Annotated in this window: 13 protein-coding genes; 4 read left to right on the top strand and 9 right to left on the bottom strand. The window is 52.3% G+C overall.

Translation table 11 applies throughout. The features are described 5' to 3' along the window. Positions 1-1,017 carry an RNA 3'-terminal phosphate cyclase gene (gene rtcA, locus A31E_RS06120; protein WP_001517239.1) on the top strand — a complete coding sequence of 339 codons (1,017 nt, stop codon included), beginning with the start codon at positions 1-3 and terminating at the stop codon, positions 1,015-1,017. 42 nt (positions 1,018-1,059) lie between these two features. Here the strand turns inward: rtcA and malT are convergent, their stop codons facing one another. Next, positions 1,060-3,765 carry an HTH-type transcriptional regulator MalT gene (gene malT, locus A31E_RS06125; protein WP_000907051.1) on the bottom strand — a complete coding sequence of 902 codons (2,706 nt, stop codon included), beginning with the start codon at positions 3,763-3,765 and terminating at the stop codon, positions 1,060-1,062. Positions 3,766-4,388: 623 nt separating this feature from the next. On the opposite strand from malT, the gene malP reads away from it, so the two are divergent. Both malP and malQ read left to right on the top strand, forming a co-directional pair. After that, entirely contained in the window at positions 4,389-6,782 is a 2,394-nt protein-coding gene (gene malP, locus A31E_RS06130) for a maltodextrin phosphorylase (RefSeq protein WP_000081932.1), read from the top strand. Between the two features lie 9 nt (positions 6,783-6,791). Then, positions 6,792-8,876, top strand: a complete 2,085-nt coding sequence (malQ, locus tag A31E_RS06135; RefSeq protein ID WP_016249287.1) for a 4-alpha-glucanotransferase — start codon at positions 6,792-6,794, stop codon at positions 8,874-8,876. A gap of 101 nt (positions 8,877-8,977) precedes the next feature. On the opposite strand, the gene gntT is transcribed toward malQ, so the two are convergent. The 3 genes from gntT to gntX form a co-directional block, all read right to left on the bottom strand. After that, entirely contained in the window at positions 8,978-10,294 is a 1,317-nt protein-coding gene (gene gntT / locus A31E_RS06140; protein ID WP_001131743.1) for a gluconate transporter, read from the bottom strand. A 361-nt stretch (positions 10,295-10,655) separates the two neighbouring features. Then, a complete protein-coding gene (gene nfuA, locus A31E_RS06145; RefSeq protein WP_000619389.1) occupies positions 10,656-11,231 on the bottom strand; it encodes a Fe-S biogenesis protein NfuA in 576 nt (191 codons plus the stop codon). Between the two features lie 58 nt (positions 11,232-11,289). Continuing rightward, positions 11,290-11,973, bottom strand: coding sequence for a DNA utilization protein GntX (gntX, locus tag A31E_RS06150; protein ID WP_016249286.1), 684 nt, complete (start codon positions 11,971-11,973; stop codon positions 11,290-11,292). 37 nt (positions 11,974-12,010) lie between these two features. On the opposite strand from gntX, the gene bioH reads away from it, so the two are divergent. Next, positions 12,011-12,781: a pimeloyl-ACP methyl ester esterase BioH gene (gene bioH / locus A31E_RS06155; RefSeq protein ID WP_001060066.1), complete on the top strand. Its 771-nt coding sequence runs from the start codon at positions 12,011-12,013 to the stop codon at positions 12,779-12,781. An 18-nt stretch (positions 12,782-12,799) separates the two neighbouring features. On the opposite strand, the gene A31E_RS06160 is transcribed toward bioH, so the two are convergent. From A31E_RS06160 to feoB, 5 genes are all read right to left on the bottom strand, one after another. Then, complete coding sequence (locus A31E_RS06160; protein ID WP_016249285.1) at positions 12,800-13,165, bottom strand: type II toxin-antitoxin system PemK/MazF family toxin; 366 nt, start codon at positions 13,163-13,165, stop codon at positions 12,800-12,802. Further along, a complete protein-coding gene (locus A31E_RS06165; RefSeq protein ID WP_016249284.1) occupies positions 13,159-13,431 on the bottom strand; it encodes an AbrB/MazE/SpoVT family DNA-binding domain-containing protein in 273 nt (90 codons plus the stop codon). Before A31E_RS06165 ends, A31E_RS06160 begins: the two co-directional genes overlap by 7 nt. 19 nt (positions 13,432-13,450) lie before the next feature. After that, a complete protein-coding gene (gene rpnA, locus A31E_RS06170) occupies positions 13,451-14,377 on the bottom strand; it encodes a recombination-promoting nuclease RpnA (protein WP_000039070.1) in 927 nt (308 codons plus the stop codon). Between the two features lie 215 nt (positions 14,378-14,592). Next, complete coding sequence (feoC, locus tag A31E_RS06175; RefSeq protein WP_000157586.1) at positions 14,593-14,829, bottom strand: [Fe-S]-dependent transcriptional repressor FeoC; 237 nt, start codon at positions 14,827-14,829, stop codon at positions 14,593-14,595. A 10-nt stretch (positions 14,830-14,839) separates the two neighbouring features. After that, positions 14,840-17,161, bottom strand: coding sequence for a Fe(2+) transporter permease subunit FeoB (gene feoB / locus A31E_RS06180; protein WP_000737036.1), 2,322 nt, complete (start codon positions 17,159-17,161; stop codon positions 14,840-14,842). Positions 17,162-17,172 lie beyond the last annotated feature (11 nt).

Raw genomic sequence — 17,172 nt, 5'->3', positions numbered from 1 at the left:
ATGAAAAGGATGATTGCGCTGGATGGTGCACAGGGCGAAGGTGGCGGGCAGATCCTGCGCTCGGCGTTAAGTCTGTCGATGATAACCGGTAAGCCGTTTACCATCACAGGCATTCGTGCCGGACGGGCGAAACCGGGGCTGTTGCGCCAGCATCTGACCGCGGTAAAGGCGGCGACGGAAATTTGCGGAGCTATAGTAGACGGCGCGGAACTGGGTTCGCAGCGCCTGGTCTTCCGGCCCGGTAATGTGCGTGGCGGCGATTATCGCTTTGCTATCGGTAGTGCCGGAAGCTGCATGTTGGTGCTGCAAACGGTGTTGCCTGCGCTGTGGTTTGCCGATGGACCTTCTCGCGTAGAAGTCAGCGGTGGCACCGAAAACCCGTCGGCGCCGCCCGCGGGTTTTATCTGCCGCGTGCTGGAACCTCTGCTGGCACAAATGGGGATTCATCAGCAAACCACGCTGTTACGCCACGGTTTTTACCCTGCCGGAGGCGGTGTGGTGGTAGCGGAAGTCACGCCCGTGGCATCACTAAACGCGTTACAACTGGGCGAGCGGGGCACCGTTATGCGATTACGCGGCGAAGTATTATTAGCTGGTGTGCCGCGGCATGTCGGAGAACGTGAACTCGTTGCGCTGGCAGCCAGTTTTTCGCTGTATGAGCAGAATATCCATCTCTTGCCGCGTGAGCAGGGACCGGGAAATACCGTCTCGCTAGAAGTGGAAAGCGAAAATATTACCGAACGCTTTTTTGCCGTCGGTGAAAAGCGCGTCAGTGCCGAAGTGGTAGCAGCGCAGTTGGTTAAAGAAGTGAAACGTTACCTGGCAAGTCCGGCGGCAGTAGGTGAATATCTCGCAGATCAACTGGTGTTGCCCATGGCGTTGGCGGGTGCGGGGGCGTTTACGGTCGCGCATCCCTCATGCCATCTGCTGACCAATATCGCGGTGGTGGAACGGTTCTTACCTGTGCGGTTTACTCTGACTGAAACAGACGATGTAACGCGAGTTAGCGTTGAATAATGCAGGGATGTAAGTCGGAGCAGGAATGTTATCCGACCAAACTTACACCCCATATCCCATCATCTTCAGCAGTTTCTGTGCGTGCTGTACCGCAGCCTGACGGTGGGCAACGCCGAGTTTCTGATACAGATTGCGGATATGCGTTTTGATGGTGGTCGCTGCCACTTCCAGTTCGCCCGCAATTTGTTCATTGCTGTAACCGGAGTAAATCAGCCCCAGCACCTGCCATTCGCGTTGGGTCAGCGGGCTGGTACGGATAAGTTCCGGCACTTCCGGGTGATTTAGCAGACGTTCGACAAAGGTCTCGTCAAAGTGAGCGAACTTATGCCGGTGATGTTGGTTTATTTCCCGCAAAATACGCTGCGCGCGGTGCTGTTCCAGTTCCGGCAGCGTATTGAGCTGAATCAGTTGGCGTAACTGCTGCGCCATGGCTTCGCCTTCGATGACAAAGTGACTGATAAATCCTGTGCGATTCGCCAGTTTTAATGCGTCCAGCAATACGCGCTGGGCGTCACTTTTCCGCCCTGCCTGCCAGTACAACTGATTGAGTAAAAGCAGGTTGCGGTTCAGATCGCTCATCAACCGCAGACTGCGGGCGTTTTCGTTGAGTTCCTCGAGGACAATTTCCGCAGGTTCAAACTCGCCCAGCAAGATTTGTGCACGGGCAATGTTGCGCCATTGACCTTGCAGGAAGTGGTTATTGGCAAACTCCGGCTTCGCAGTATGGCGCAACCAGTTTGCTGCGGCGGCTTTATCGCCGGTCATCTGCCAGTAAATAACGCGAACTTTGTTGGCGTTAGAGATCCAGTCGCTGTGATATTTGCCATTCCCCAGCAGGTTTTCCAGGCGGTTAAGTTGGCTACGGGCGTTATCCAGATCGCCACGAGCCAGCGAACATTGAATTAACATTGCCAGACACTGGAGCTGTTGCTGTGGCTGATAAGACGATAAGACTTCAATTCCACTACGCGCCGAGGCTTCGGCTTCATCCAGCCGTGCCCATGCCCATAACAGTTGCGCGCGGATACGTACTAAAAATTCATGCATCGGCAACTGTTCCAGATGCTGTTCGTTAATCAACTGGAACGCTTTTTCCTGCGTTTCCCACGCAGTTTGCAGGAATCCTTGAGCAAACAGAATTTCGCTTTGCTGAATCAGACTCCACAAGGCGTAGTGCCAGACATCGTGCTGACGCGCCATCTGCTCAGTTTGTTGCATTAATGCCAGCGAGCGGGTCAGCTCACCTTTACAGTGCAACACTTCGCCAAGCACAGAGGTCGCAACAATGCGGCTATAGAACCAACCCGGAGGCAGATCTTCCAGAGCCAGTTTTGCCAGTCGTTCGGCTTCTTCCGGATTACCGTCGTTAATGGCCACCTGGGCGCGCAGGGCGTTGAACTCTGCATGCATGGTGCCTTCTCTGATGTCCTGGAGCTCGTGTTCGGCTCGCGCCAGCAGGGTGTTCACTTCGCCGTAGCGATGTTGGCTTTGCATCAACCAGGCCTGCAATAACACCAACTGTGGATTTTCCAGCAGACTGTCCCACGGCAGGGCTTTGAGTGACTCTTCCAGCAGCGACAGTTCACTATGGTTGAACAGGCTCCAGGCGTGATTAAGCAAAATATCGCGCAACATCAAAGCATCGCCTGCCGCCAGCGCATGATGAATAGCTTCGCTGGGAAAGCCTTGTGCCATCCAGCTTTCTGCGGCGGCACGGTGGATTTCTGGCAGCTCCGCCGCCAGCTCCCACTGGCAGCGTTGGCGCAGGAAGTTACCAAACAGCGGGTGATAGCAGAACCATTCGCCAGTATCATCCATCCGTTGCAAAAACAGCCCCTGGCGCTCAATTTCTTCAAGACGCATTTGCCCGTTTTCTTCGCCGGTCACGCGGGTGATTAGCGCATCATTCATTGAGCGCAAAATGGCGCTTTTTAGCAGGAAATGGCGTGTCGCCAGATCAACGTTATCTAGCACTTCATCGACCAGATAATCAGAAAGATGGCTGGCATTGATGCCCGCCAGACGGCGCGCTGATTTATGGGCCGAGTGGGTATTTTGCCGCGCAGAGAGCGCGATTAGCTGCAACGCCGTCGCCCAACCGGACACATCATCGCAAATCCGACCGCTTTCGGTCGCTTCAATCGGTGATGACAGACGACAATCAAAAAACTGCTTGGCTTCCTGATGGGTAAAAGCCAGTTGCTGGCTGCCAATTTCTAATAGTTGTTCACGTACGCGCAGATTGGCAATGCCCAATTGCGGAAGATTGCGTGACAGCACCACCAGGGTGAGATTTTCTGGTTGATGACGAATGAAGAAGCGCATGGATTCGTGGATAACCGGATTGGTGATCAGATGGTAATCGTCAATCACCAGGAAAAGTGGGCTATGCCATTCCGCCAGCTCAATGAAAAGCTGGGCAAACAGTGACGTCAGGCTGGCATACTGCCGTTTTTGCGTCATTGTTTCACTGATGACGCAGTGCCCGCTGGTTGCCTGTTGCACGGCGGCAATCAGATAGCTGGCGAAACGTTCTTGCTGGTTATCGCCGTCATCAAGCGAGTACCAGCCCAAATCGTTTTTTCCTGCCGCCCATTGGGATATGAGTGTTGTCTTTCCGTAACCCGCAGGACTTGTGATCAGCACCAGCCTGAAGTTGTTCGCGCCGGAAAGTTTAGCCAGCAGGCGCTCACGAACCACAGTATGGTCGAGTCGAACCGGACGACTTAATTTTGACGGAATCAGCATAGTTAATCACTTCACTGTGGAAATTGAGGAAATATTATTTTTTTTGCGCTTCGTAATTAATAGTTATAAGTTCGGCCAGAAACCTGTGCAATGCAAGCGATGACAATTTTTTATGTGTCTGAATTTGCACTCTGTCACAATTCCAAACGTTTATTAATGCCTCATCTTAAAACAACGCAAATGCAGTGTGGATATTGGATCCTAGGGTGTTTTCCCTTAATCCAAAAGGTTCATTAAAGCAATGAAACCTCCTTAATTCCTGATGAAAGGTCTCTCTGGAAAGATGATCTTAATAAATCTATTAAGAATGAGATGCCCTTTGATGGATATTTCATTGTTGAAACTATTTCGCCGCTTTACTTAATTTATAGAGTTACTTTCCGCTTTTTGATAATACGCAACGGCCATTTCTGACTGTTAATAACAGGTTTTCTGCGCTCTCTGGCACTGAGCTGATACTTTTGCAGTTGATTGCACTACCTTTAAGTGGGCGCGATCACATTTTCTTGCTCATCCCCGTCACTCCTCCCCGCCTAATCCCCCGTAGGATGAGGAAGGTCAACATGGAGCCTGGCAAACTAACGATAACGTTGTGTTTAATATCTAAGAAAACTGGAACTCCTATGTCACAACCCATTTTTAATGAAAAGCAATTTCAGGAAGCCCTGTCACGCCAGTGGCAGCGTTATGGTTTAACTTCAGCGGCTGAGATGACCCCTCACCAATGGTGGCTGGCTGTGAGTGAAGCGTTGGCGGAAATGCTGCGGGCCCAGCCTTTTGCCAAACCGGCGGCGAATCAGCGTCATGTTAACTACATCTCAATGGAGTTTTTGATTGGTCGTCTGACAGGCAACAATCTGTTAAACCTCGGCTGGTATCAGGCTGTTCAGGATTCATTGAAGTCTTATGACATCAACCTGACAGACCTGCTGGAAGAAGAGATCGACCCGGCGTTGGGGAACGGTGGCCTGGGGCGTCTGGCTGCGTGTTTCCTCGACTCAATGGCAACCGTTGGGCAGTCAGCTACTGGCTATGGTCTTAACTACCAGTATGGCCTGTTCCGTCAGTCCTTTGTCGGTGGCAAACAGTCTGAAGCGCCAGACGACTGGCATCGTGGCAACTATCCGTGGTTTAGCCATAACGAAGCGCTGGATGTGCAGGTGGGCATTGGCGGCAAAGTGACGAAAGATGGACGCTGGGAACCGGAATTTACCATTACCGGGCAAGCGTGGGATCTTCCGGTGTTGGGCTACCGTAACGGCGTAGCACAGCCGCTACGTTTGTGGCAGGCGACTCATGCTCATCCGTTCAATCTTACCAAATTTAATGACGGTGATTTCCTGCGTGCTGAACAACAGGGCATCAACGCGGAAAAACTGACTAAAGTTCTCTATCCAAACGACAACCATACCGCCGGTAAAAAATTGCGCCTGATGCAGCAATACTTCCAGTGCGCCTGTTCGATTGCTGACATTCTTCGTCGCCATCATCTGGCGGGGCGTAAACTGCACGAGCTGGCGGATTACGAAGTCATTCAACTTAACGACACACACCCGACTATTGCCATTCCTGAACTGCTGCGTGTGCTGATAGATGAGCACCAAATGAGCTGGGATGACGCCTGGGCAATCACCAGTAAAACCTTCGCTTATACCAACCATACCCTGATGCCAGAAGCACTGGAGTGCTGGGATGAGAAGCTGATTAAAGCGCTGTTGCCACGCCATATGCAGGTAATCAACGAAATCAATAACCGCTTTAAGAAGCTGGTGGAACAAACCTGGCCGGGCGACAAGGCGGTATGGGCGAAACTGGCGGTGGTACATGACAAACAAGTTCGTATGGCCAATATGTGTGTGGTTAGCGGCTTTGCGGTGAATGGCGTGGCGGCGCTGCACTCGGATCTGGTGGTGAAAGATTTGTTCCCGGAATACCACCAGTTGTGGCCGAACAAATTCCATAACGTCACTAATGGTATTACTCCGCGTCGCTGGATCAAACAGTGCAACCCGGCACTGGCGGCGCTGCTGGATAAATCGCTGAAAAAAGAGTGGGCTAACGATCTCGATCAGTTGATTAATCTGGAAAAATTCGCTGATGACGCGAAATTCCGCCAGCAATATCGCGAAATCAAACAGGCGAATAAAGTTCGTCTGGCAGAGTTTGTAAAAGCGCGTACTGGTATTGAAATCAACCCGCAGGCAATTTTCGACGTCCAAATTAAACGTCTGCACGAGTACAAACGGCAACACCTGAATCTGCTGCATATTCTGGCGTTGTACAAAGAGATTCGCGAAAACCCGCAAGCTGACCGCGTACCGCGCGTGTTCCTGTTCGGGGCGAAAGCCGCGCCGGGCTACTATCTGGCGAAGAACATTATTTTTGCGATCAATAAAGTGGCTGAAGTGATCAACAACGATCCAAAAGTGGGTGACAAGCTGAAAGTGGTGTTCCTGCCGGATTACTGTGTCTCGGCGGCGGAAATGCTGATCCCGGCGGCGGATATCTCTGAGCAGATCTCGACTGCTGGGAAAGAGGCTTCTGGCACGGGCAATATGAAACTGGCTCTTAATGGTGCGCTCACTGTCGGTACGCTGGATGGCGCAAATGTCGAAATTGCTGAAAAAGTCGGTGAAGAAAATATCTTTATCTTCGGTCATACCGTGGAGCAGGTTAAGGCATTGAAAGCGAAGGGCTACGATCCGCTCAAATGGCGTAAGAAAGACAAGCAGCTCGATGCAGTATTGAAAGAGCTGGAAAGCGGTAAATACAGCGACGGCGATAAACATGCGTTTGACCAGATGCTGCACAGTATCGGTAAGCAGGGCGGCGATCCATATCTGGTGATGGCGGATTTCGCAGCCTATGTAGAGGCACAAAAGCAGGTGGATGTGCTGTACCGCGACCAGGAAGCCTGGACACGCGCGGCGATCCTCAATACCGCCCGCTGCGGTATGTTTAGCTCGGATCGCTCTATTCGCGATTATCAGGCTCGTATCTGGCAGGCAAAACGCTAAGGAAGCTCGATGGAAAGCAAACGTCTGGATAATGCCGCGCTGGCGGCGGGGATCAGCCCCAATTACATCAATGCCCACGGTAAACCGCAGTCGATTGGCGCCGAAACCAAACGGCGTTTGCTTGACGCGATGCATCGGAGTACCGCCACGAAAGTGGCGGTAACGCCAGTACCCAACGTCATGGTGTATACCTTCGGTAAAAAAATGCCAATGGCGGTGGAGGGCAGCGGCGAATTTAGCTGGCTGCTGACTACCGAAGAAGGAACACAGTACAAAGGCAACGTGAGTGGTGGCAAAGCCTTCAATCTTCCGGCGAAGCTGCCGGAAGGTTATCACACGCTGACGCTTACCCAGGACGAACAGCGCGCCCATTGTCGGGTGATTGTCGCACCGAAACGCTGCTACGAACCGCAGGCATTGTTGAATAAACAAAAACTGTGGGGCGCTTGCGTTCAGCTTTATACCCTGCGATCGGAAAAAAATTGGGGCATCGGTGATTTTGGCGATCTCAAAGCCATGTTGGTGGATGTGGCGAAACGCGGCGGGTCGTTCATTGGCCTGAACCCGATTCATGCGCTCTATCCGGCAAACCCGGAAAGTGCCAGCCCGTATAGCCCGTCTTCTCGCCGCTGGCTGAACGTGATTTATATTGATGTTAACGCCGTTGAAGATTTCCATCTTAGCGAGGAGGCGCAGGCCTGGTGGCACATGCCGACTACGCAACAGGCGCTGCAACAGGCGCGGGATACTGACTGGGTCGATTACTCTACCGTCACCGCACTGAAAATGACCGCACTGCGGATGGCGTGGAAAGTCTTCGCACAACGTGATGATGGACAAATGGTAGCGTTTCGCCAGTTTGTTGCTGAACAGGGCGACAGCCTGTTCTGGCAGGCGGCGTTTGATGCGCTACATGCACAACAAGTAAAAGAAGACGAAATGCGCTGGGGCTGGCCAGCATGGCCCGAGATGTATCAGAACGTAGACTCGCCAGAAGTGCGTCAGTTCTGTGAAGAACATCGTGATGACGTCGATTTTTATCTCTGGCTGCAGTGGCTGGCCTACAGCCAGTTTGCCGCCTGCTGGGAGATAAGCCAGGGCTATGAAATGCCGATTGGCTTGTATCGTGACCTGGCGGTTGGCGTAGCGGAAGGTGGGGCAGAAACCTGGTGTGACCGTGAGTTGTATTGCCTGAAAGCATCGGTTGGCGCACCGCCAGATATCCTTGGCCCGTTAGGGCAAAACTGGGGTTTGCCGCCGATGGACCCGCATATCATCACCGCGCGCGCCTATGAACCGTTTATCGAACTGCTGCGCGCGAACATGCAAAACTGCGGCGCATTGCGAATTGACCATGTGATGTCGATGCTGCGTTTGTGGTGGATACCGTATGGTGAAACGGCGGATCAGGGAGCGTATGTTCACTATCCGGTGGATGATCTGCTCGCTATTCTGGCGCTGGAAAGCAAACGCCATCGCTGCATGGTGATTGGCGAAGATCTCGGCACTGTACCGGTAGAGATTGTCGGTAAGCTGCGCAGTAGCGGGGTTTACTCCTACAAAGTGCTCTATTTCGAAAGTGACCATGAGAAGACGTTCCGCGCACCGAAAGCGTATCCGGAACAGTCGATGGCAGTAGCAGCAACGCACGACCTGCCAACGCTGCGTGGTTACTGGGAGAGCGGGGATTTAACGCTGGGCAAAACGCTGGGGCTGTACCCGGATGAAGTAGTGCTGCGCGGTTTGTATCAGGATCGCGAGCTGGCGAAGCAAGGGCTACTGGATGCGCTGCATAAATATGGTTGTCTGCCAAAACGTGCCGGACATAAGGCATCGCTGATGTCGATGACGCCGATGCTTAATCGTGGTTTGCAGCGGTACATTGCCGACAGTAACAGCGCTCTGTTAGGGCTACAGCCGGAAGACTGGCTGGATATGGCGGAACCGGTGAATATTCCTGGCACCAGTTACCAGTACAAAAACTGGCGGCGCAAGCTGTCTACAACCCTTGAGACGATGTTTTCCGATGATGGCGTGAACAAGTTACTGAAGGATTTGGACAGACGGCGCAGGGCGGCAGGGAAGAAGACGTAGAGTGCGGTTAATGCCGGATGCGACGCTTGATGCGTCTTATCCGGCCTACTCATTAGAGCAGCCGGATAAGACATTCACGCCATATCCGGCAGTCAGTGTTATCAAATCACCATATTCAGCAGCAGGCAGCCTACCAGACCGCACACCGAGATAATGGTTTCCAGCATCGACCAGGACTTGATGGTCTCACCGATAGTCAGGTTAAAGTACTCTTTGAACAGCCAGAAGCCCGGATCGTTCACGTGAGAGAAAATCACACTACCGGAACCAACCGCGATAACCATCAACTCTGGGCTGACGCCAGTTGTTGCAATCAGCGGCGCAGCGATACCGCCCGCAGTAATTGCCGCAACGGTTGCGGAACCCAGCGCGATACGCAGTACGGCGGCAATAGACCAGGCCATCAGCAGCGGGGAAATATTGGTTTCGTGCATCATGGAGGCGATATATTTGTCCACGCCACTGTCTACCAACACCTGCTTGAACGCACCGCCACCACCGATGATTAGCAGCATCATGGCGATGATTTTGATCGAAGAAACCAGCGTGTCGTTAATTTGATCCATTGAGCGACCACGGTTCAGACCAAAGGTGAACATCGCGATTAGTACGGCAATCAGCGTTGCCATTACCGGGTCACCTAAGAACTCTGCTACCGGCAGGAAAGCGTGACCTTTCGGCAGGATCATTTCAGCGATGGCACGCATTGCCATCAGTACAACCGGAACCAGAGAAGTCCAGACGCTGACGCCAAAGCTCGGCATCTCTTCTTCACTAAAGGTTTTCGCGCTGTACAGGCCTTCCGGGATCGGCTTATCAATGCCTTTCAGCACGCGAGCGTAAACCGGACCCGCGAGAATAACGGTCGGGATTGCCAGAATAGTACCGTACAGCAGGGTTTTACCCATATCGGCATTGAAAATGGTTGCAATCGCAGTCGGGCCAGGATGCGGTGGCAGGAAGCCGTGGGTTACGGAAAGCGCAGCGGCCATCGGTACACCAACATACAGCAGCGGGATATTTGCAGCAGCGGCGATGGTAAACACCAGCGGCAGCATCAGTACGAAGCCCACTTCATAGAACAGGGCAAAACCGACGGTAAAACCGGTCAGTACCACTGCCCACTGAATGTGCTTTTTACCAAATTTGGCGATCAGCGTGGTGGCGATACGTTGTGCGCCGCCGCAGTCTGCCAGCATTTTGCCCAGCATTGCGCCAAAACCCATGATCAGGGCAAGGCTACCGAGCGTTCCGCCAACACCGGCTTTGATAGAGCCAATAACTTTATCCAGCGGCATCCCTTGCATTAATCCAACAGCAAGCGCCACCAGGACGAGAGCGATGAAGCCGTTCATTTTGAAGCGGATCATCAGGAGTAATAACAAGATTACACCGATAGCAACAATGACTAATGGCATGATTTACCTGGCCTTTAATTTGTTATGGGTAACGTCAGGTTTCTGACGACAAATCCTGGTTGTCCCAACTGGGAACAGAGATATAACGGCACCACGGCTGATGACTCCTAAAACGAGTTAGTGTCGTCAAATGTTATGAGTGTGTTCGGTGCCCATGAGAATGATACGGGTAACATTATGCGCTTGAGAATCACCAGAGCGGGGTAAATTTAAATTATGAGAGGTTGGTCATATTATCGTGGGGAAATGAAGGGATTAGATTTACTGAGGTAATGCCGTGCCAACGTCTGGCACATGTTCAACGTAGCCCGATAAGACGCTTTAGCGTCGCATCGGGCAATCTACAAAAGAGGGGGATAACTTAGTAGTAAGAGTGTTCGCCGCGCTGGTGTTCGGTGAGGTCACGTACACCTTTCAGTTCCGGGAATTCGTTCAGCAACTGCTTTTCGATCCCTTCTTTCAGCGTCACGTCGACCATGGAACAACCGTTACAGCCGCCGCCAAATTGCAGAATGGCATAACCGTCTTCGGTGATTTCCATCAGCGAGACACGACCACCGTGACCGGCAAGCTGCGGGTTAATCTGCGATTGCAGCATATACTCCACGCGCTCCATCAGCGGCGCATCGTCAGCCACTTTACGCATTTTGGCGTTCGGGGCTTTCAGCGTTAGCTGAGAACCCAGTTGGTCGGTAACAAAATCAATCTCTGCATCTTCCAGGTAAGGTGCGCTTAGTTCATCAACATACGCGGTCAGCAGGTCAAATTTCAGGGCGGTATCGGTGGCTTCTACGGCGTCTGGCGGACAATAAGATACGCCACATTCAGCGTTAGGCGTGCCAGGGTTAATCACAAATACGCGGATTTGTGTCCCTTCTTCCTGGTTTGCCAGCAGTTTGGCAAAGTGCGCTTGTGCAGCATCGGAAATACGGATCATAGTAATGGCCTAATAGTTGACTATTTTAGTTGGTTATAATACGCCCATCATCGAGGCTCTACAAGGTTCGACAAAGGCACCAGACCTGGACTGTCGCCGCACCATTGCGTAAAAGCAACTGCGCAATCTCTGCGACGGTACTTCCGGTGGTAACGACATCATCCACAATCACCATATGGCGACCTTGCACGGGCAATTCAAGGCGAAAGGCATTTTTCAGGTTGCGCTTGCGCAGCCGGGCACTGAGGAAATGCTGGGTCGCAGTGGCTCTTATACGCGTGACGGCGTCGCTATCCCATTGGCAGTGCAGCCAGCGCGATAAAGGCTGGCACAGCAAATCGCTTTGATTGAATCCCCGACGCCAGTGGCGGCGCTGCCATAACGGAACACTGACGATACGATCCGGCAGTTGTAATCCGGTAGTCCGATGGGCGTGTAAGACTTCTAATAGTAACAGACGTGACAGGCCGCTGGCGATTTCACTACGTCGCAAAAACTTAAGCTGGTGAATGAGCGGGCTTAATGGAGGTGCATAGTTGGCAACAGTGATCAGTCTCTGCCACGGTGGCGGTTTTTTCAGGCAGCGACCGCAGGGAAGATGTGAGTGTGAAGCCGGTAATCCACACTGCGGGCATAACGTTTTATGTGTACGTGCGGCGCGGGAGCAGACAGAACAGATTCCCCAATGACCTAACGCCAGCGGCATTCGGCATAGCCAGCATAATCCCGGTACTGCTAGCATATATTCATCCTTGTGAGTCAAAAGAGAACAATAGCGGATGAATAACATCTGGTGGCAGACCAAAGGTCAGGGGAATGTTCATCTTGTGCTGTTGCACGGATGGGGACTGAATGCCGAAGTGTGGCGTTGCATCGATGAGGAACTCAGCTCGCATTTTACGCTGCATCTTGTTGATCTACCTGGCTTCGGGCGCAGCCAGGGATATGGCGCGATGTCGCTTTCTGACATGGCGGAATGCGTGCTGCAACGGGCACCGAATAAAGCCATCTGGTTGGGCTGGAGTCTGGGCGGGCTGGTGGCAAGTCAGATTGCGTTAACCCATCCCGAGCGTGTTCAGGCGCTGGTTACCGTAGCTTCGTCACCGTGTTTCAGTGCTCGTGACGAGTGGCCGGGGATAAAACCGGACGTGCTGGCGGGTTTTCAGCAGCAGCTAAGTGAAGATTTTCAGCGTACAGTGGAACGGTTCCTTGCACTACAAACGATGGGCACGGAAACGGCGCGTCAGGATGCGCGAGCGCTGAAGAAAACCGTTCTGGCGTTACCGATGCCGGAGGTTGACGTGCTTAATGGTGGGCTGGAAATTCTGAAAACGGTCGATCTCCGTCAGCCGTTGCAAAGCGTACAAATGCCGTTTTTGCGCTTATATGGCTATCTTGACGGTCTGGTGCCGCGCAAAGTAGTGCCAATGCTGGATGAACTCTGGCCTCACAGCAAATCATATATCTTCGCCAAAGCGGCTCATGCGCCGTTTATTTCTCATCCGGATGAGTTTTGTCACCTGCTGGTGGCGTTGAAGCAGAGGGTGTAGGTGGTAAGTAAGGGCAAATTATTGTGGGTCGATTAAATTTACCAGTTTACCGAGTACCTTACTAATCAATGTTTCATCGGCAACGGTATGAAATTTAGCGCCACGGGTAATAAGATCGACAGCTTTTAGCTGGTGACAAAGCACAACGCCATGCAGGTTACCGGTTTGCGTATCATGGGGGAGGACGTTCACCGTCACCCCTGTGGAACGTGTTGCATTTGCCTCTGTTGAAATCGGACAGCACATAGCAACTTTTAAGACATTGTTGAGTTCTTTGTCTGTTACCACAATGCAATAATGTGGACCCCGAAGTTCATGCCCGGCAACCGGAGCAGGGTTAAAACACCAGATCTCACCACGATGTGGCGTCCGTGCCTTTACCATGCTTCATTACCTTTTTTCCCTTCTTCCCATCCTTCTGTCGACTGATTTAGCTCCGTAATTTCGCTTTCATCGATCTGGCTCAACAATTGCGCGACGGTAAGACGCCCACGCGGCTTGTGCTCTGTGGCGCGCAAATTAACGCTATCGCCTTTTTTCTCCACGGTAATCTCTGTGCCCGGTGACCAGCCAGGATCGGTGGCAAGATCTCGTGGGATAGTAACGATCATGGCTCCTCCTTGTTGCCGTAATCTTTCTGCAATAGTCATTAAACTCTCCTTTGTTTTATCAATGGATAATTTCTTTAAGCTCCTCCATCGTCAGGCTGGTAAATAAGATTATGTCTTCGTGGGGGATACCCGCTTTCAGCATCGTTTGGGCAATATCCAGGGCTTCCAGGCGTCGTCCTTGCTGTACACCTTGCTGTACACCTTGTTGTACCCCTTGACGATGTCCCTCCTGCCGCAATCTTTCTGCAATAGTCATTAAACTCTCCTTGTGTTTCGGTGAACGTTTGGCCACATCATCGATAAAATCGTTAAAACGTACCGCATCGCCTGTTTGTAGTATGTAATTAAACAGCCCTTTGATTTGTCTGTCATTAGCGTATCCACTACTTAATAAGCAGGCCATTTGCTCTACCAGTCCCATCAGGTCGCGTTGACGAATATGTTTTTGAATTAACTCCAGCAGCGCCATGCGTCGGTGTTGCATGATTTCATCATCAGGCATGACGGTGACATCAATCAGCGGAAATGCAGAGGCATAAAGCTGCCTTGCCAGGTTGGGATCGGCGAAACAATCCAGCCAACACAGCGAATAGGGATAGGGGCTTTCAATACCATGGTAAAACAACAACGGCACCACCATCGGCAACGTTTTGTATCCGGCATCCAGGTGATTTTGCATTGCGGCAATGGCGTAACGCATCATGCGAAATGCGATCAGTTTGTTTGAGGTGCTTTGATGTTCAATCAGGCAATAGATGTATCCTGGTCCTTGCTCGGTTTTCACCGACCACAGCACGTCAGAGTAGCTTTCACGCAGATCGTCATCAATAAAACTGCTCGACTCCAGCTTGAGGGTTTTCATATCACAGAGCGCGTGAATGGGGGCCGGTAAATGGAACGCAAGAAAATCGCGCGCCGTGTCCGGTTGGCGTAAAAAGAGTTTGAACAGTGCATCGTGTGGGGTGGAACTCTGCTTTTTGCTCATGGCGTTCCTTCACCTGTTGTTTGAATGCCGCGACTCTACGCGCCACTCCACACCTGTGCATTAGCCAGTTTTCATCCCTGCGAGACTCTTTCAGAGGAATTTACGTCGTGCTGCAAGAGTTGCATTTTTATGGAAAGTGGCACGCAAAAAAGCCCGGTAGCAAACGCATACCGGGCTTTTCAAAACAGGTGGTGGAACAATGTTGTGGAACAATGTTAACGCAACGCCCACCACTCACGCAGACAGGCTTTTCCTTCCGGGCAGCTTTTGCAACTGCCGGAGAGGCAGCCGTCAGGTTCTTCCTGAATTCGCACGGCTTTGCCCATACTTTCCAGTTGTTGCAGCATTGCGTTAATCATCGGTTGTGGAGTGTTCAGCGTCTGGCTGATTTGGGCCGCTTCCATACGGCCCCGTAACGCCAGCAAATCACGCACCTGGATGAGCGAAGCCATTGCCGTATCCTTAGTGGCAATCGCCAGAGGTGCTGGCTGCGCAGCAACTGCTTACCGATTTGCGCGTTGCCAGCAGTTCGATATCAACCCGGCTACGCGCGCGACGCAGCAGGCCAATGACCACGATGTTAAACAGGATCACCGCCAGAATGCACACCAGACTGTAGGTTGGGTGCTGGCTGTAGCTGGCAACCTGATAGAACAAGGTGGCGAGCGAGTAAGCGATATTCAGCCCCCACAGGATGGAGAAGCCCATCCAGCCACGGCTTGATTCACGAGCGATGGCGCCCATTACCGAGATGCACGGTACATACAGCAGGACAAAAATCAGATAGCTGTAAGCTGCTGCCGCGCTACCGAATTTTTGATCCATCACGCCCATCGCCCCGGTGCCCATTTCACCGTCGCCTTTGCTGGCTTCAATTGGGTTCATCAGTACGCTAAGGCTAAAGGTGTCTTTCAGACTCTGCCAGGTTTCATCTACCGCGCTGAACAGCTCTTCACCAAGGTTGAATTCCGCCGGATTGAACTCTTCGTCCTGAATATTTTCTGCGGTGTAGAGGGTGTTGAGCGTACCCACCACCACTTCTTTCGCCATGGCACCCGTGAACAGGCCAACCGTTGCCTGCCAGTTATCTTCATGTACACCAATCGGCTTGAAGACCGGGGTGATCACACGGCTGACAGAAGCCAGCGCTGAGTCGTTGATGTTGTCGACGATTTTCCCGCTTAGCGAGAAGCTGTTGAAGGCACTCAGGAAAATACTGACGATGATAATCACTTTACCGGCGCGCAGAACGAAACCTTTCAGACGCTGCCAGGTCTGGATAATCAGGCTCTTAACGTGTGGTACGTGGTATACCGGCAACTCCATGACAAACGGCGTCGCTTCACCGCGCATGATGGTGTATTTGAGCATCAGGCCAGTCAGCACAGCCATCACGATACCCAGCATATACAGTGAGAACACAGCCAGCGCGCCGTTCTGCCCAAAGAACGCAGCCGCAAATACCGCGAAGATTGCCAGACGTGCGCCGCAGGACATAAATGGAGCCATCATGATGGTCATCAGGCGTTCACGCGGTGCATCAAGGGTTCGCGCGCCCATCACCGACGGCACGTTACAACCGAAGCCAACAATCAATGGCACAAAAGATTTACCCGGTAATCCCAACGCCTGCATCAGACGGTCCATCACAAACGCCGCACGCGCCATATATCCGGAGTCTTCCAGGAAGGAGAGGAATAGGTACATCATGCCAATTTGCGGCACCAGTGGCAGAACGGTGTTAATACCACCACCCAGGCCCTGGGCGAGGAAGATAGTCAGCCAGTCCGGGAAGTGGAGTGTGTAACCAATCCACTGAATACCATGTACAAACAGCGCCACGGAACCGACGTCAAACAGCGGTTGTAGCGCCCCGCCGATATTGATAGCCAGCAGGAACATCAGGTACATCACAAAGAGGAAAATCGGCAGGCCAAGGAATCGGTTAAGCACGATTTTATCTACGGCAGTGGTGAAACGGCTGGGTTCTGCCGTCAGGGTGTTGCTCACCACATCACAGATGGCGGCAATACACTGGTAACGCGCATCGGCAATGTGTAGCGCCGGATCGTCCATCTCATTACGCAGACGGGCGAGAGCAGCATCCAGATGCTGCGATGCTTCACCAGCGTAGGCGCGGCTGTAAATATCGCCTTCCAACATTTGCAGACCCAGCCAGCGGCGATGTTTCAGCGGGATGTCGGACGGCATCACTTTCGCCAGTGCGTCGGCTTCATTGATTAGCGGTTGGGCGTAATGCACCAGTTCTACATTCTCGTTGGCTTTGTAGCGGTCAATTGCCAGTTTCAGCGCTTCAATACCACGACCACGAGTGGAGACCAGTGGAACCACCGGGCAGCCAAGACGCGCCGCCAGGGCATCAATTTCAATGCGAATATTTTGCTTCTCGGCAATGTCGAGCATGTTCAGCGCCACGATGCACGGAATACCCAGCTCCAGTAGTTGCAGCGTCAGGTAAAGGTTACGTTCAAGGTTAGACGCATCCACCACGTTAATCAGCAGATCGGCATCGCCGCTTAAAATGTAGTGACAGGCGATTTGCTCATCCAGCGAAGTCTGCGAAGAGATGGTGGTCAGAGAATAAGTGCCGGGCAGATCCACCAGGGTGACCTGATGATCGGTAGTGGTGAACTGACCCTCTTTACGTTCGACGGTAACACCAGCCCAGTTTCCTACACGCTGACGAGCACCGGTGAGCTGGTTAAATAAAGTTGTCTTGCCAGAATTTGGATTACCAATTAAGCCAATGGTTAATTTTTTCATTGTTATTCTCA

Origin of the sequence: Escherichia sp. KTE159 (genome assembly GCF_000408805.1) — a bacterium.
Classification (GTDB): domain Bacteria; phylum Pseudomonadota; class Gammaproteobacteria; order Enterobacterales; family Enterobacteriaceae; genus Escherichia; species Escherichia marmotae.
The sequence above is the reverse complement of the archived record's forward strand: the minus strand, read 5'-3'. Positions and strand labels throughout refer to the sequence as shown.

Bases quoted from the DNA above. Each gene is read 5' to 3' on its own strand.
- malP (WP_000081932.1), top strand. From the start codon at position 4,389: ATGTCACAACCCATTTTTAATGAAAAGCAATTTCAGGAAGCCCTGTCA.
- rtcA (WP_001517239.1), top strand. From the start codon at position 1: ATGAAAAGGATGATTGCGCTGGATGGTGCACAGGGCGAAGGTGGCGGG.
- nfuA (WP_000619389.1), bottom strand. From the start codon at position 11,231: ATGATCCGTATTTCCGATGCTGCACAAGCGCACTTTGCCAAACTGCTG.
- malT (WP_000907051.1), bottom strand. From the start codon at position 3,765: ATGCTGATTCCGTCAAAATTAAGTCGTCCGGTTCGACTCGACCATACT.
- A31E_RS06160 (WP_016249285.1), bottom strand. From the start codon at position 13,165: ATGGTAAAGGCACGGACGCCACATCGTGGTGAGATCTGGTGTTTTAAC.
- feoC (WP_000157586.1), bottom strand. From the start codon at position 14,829: ATGGCTTCGCTCATCCAGGTGCGTGATTTGCTGGCGTTACGGGGCCGT.
- gntT (WP_001131743.1), bottom strand. From the start codon at position 10,294: ATGCCATTAGTCATTGTTGCTATCGGTGTAATCTTGTTATTACTCCTG.
- feoB (WP_000737036.1), bottom strand. From the start codon at position 17,161: ATGAAAAAATTAACCATTGGCTTAATTGGTAATCCAAATTCTGGCAAG.
- A31E_RS06165 (WP_016249284.1), bottom strand. From the start codon at position 13,431: ATGACTATTGCAGAAAGATTACGGCAACAAGGAGGAGCCATGATCGTT.
- gntX (WP_016249286.1), bottom strand. From the start codon at position 11,973: ATGCTAGCAGTACCGGGATTATGCTGGCTATGCCGAATGCCGCTGGCG.
- rpnA (WP_000039070.1), bottom strand. From the start codon at position 14,377: ATGAGCAAAAAGCAGAGTTCCACCCCACACGATGCACTGTTCAAACTC.
- bioH (WP_001060066.1), top strand. From the start codon at position 12,011: ATGAATAACATCTGGTGGCAGACCAAAGGTCAGGGGAATGTTCATCTT.
- malQ (WP_016249287.1), top strand. From the start codon at position 6,792: ATGGAAAGCAAACGTCTGGATAATGCCGCGCTGGCGGCGGGGATCAGC.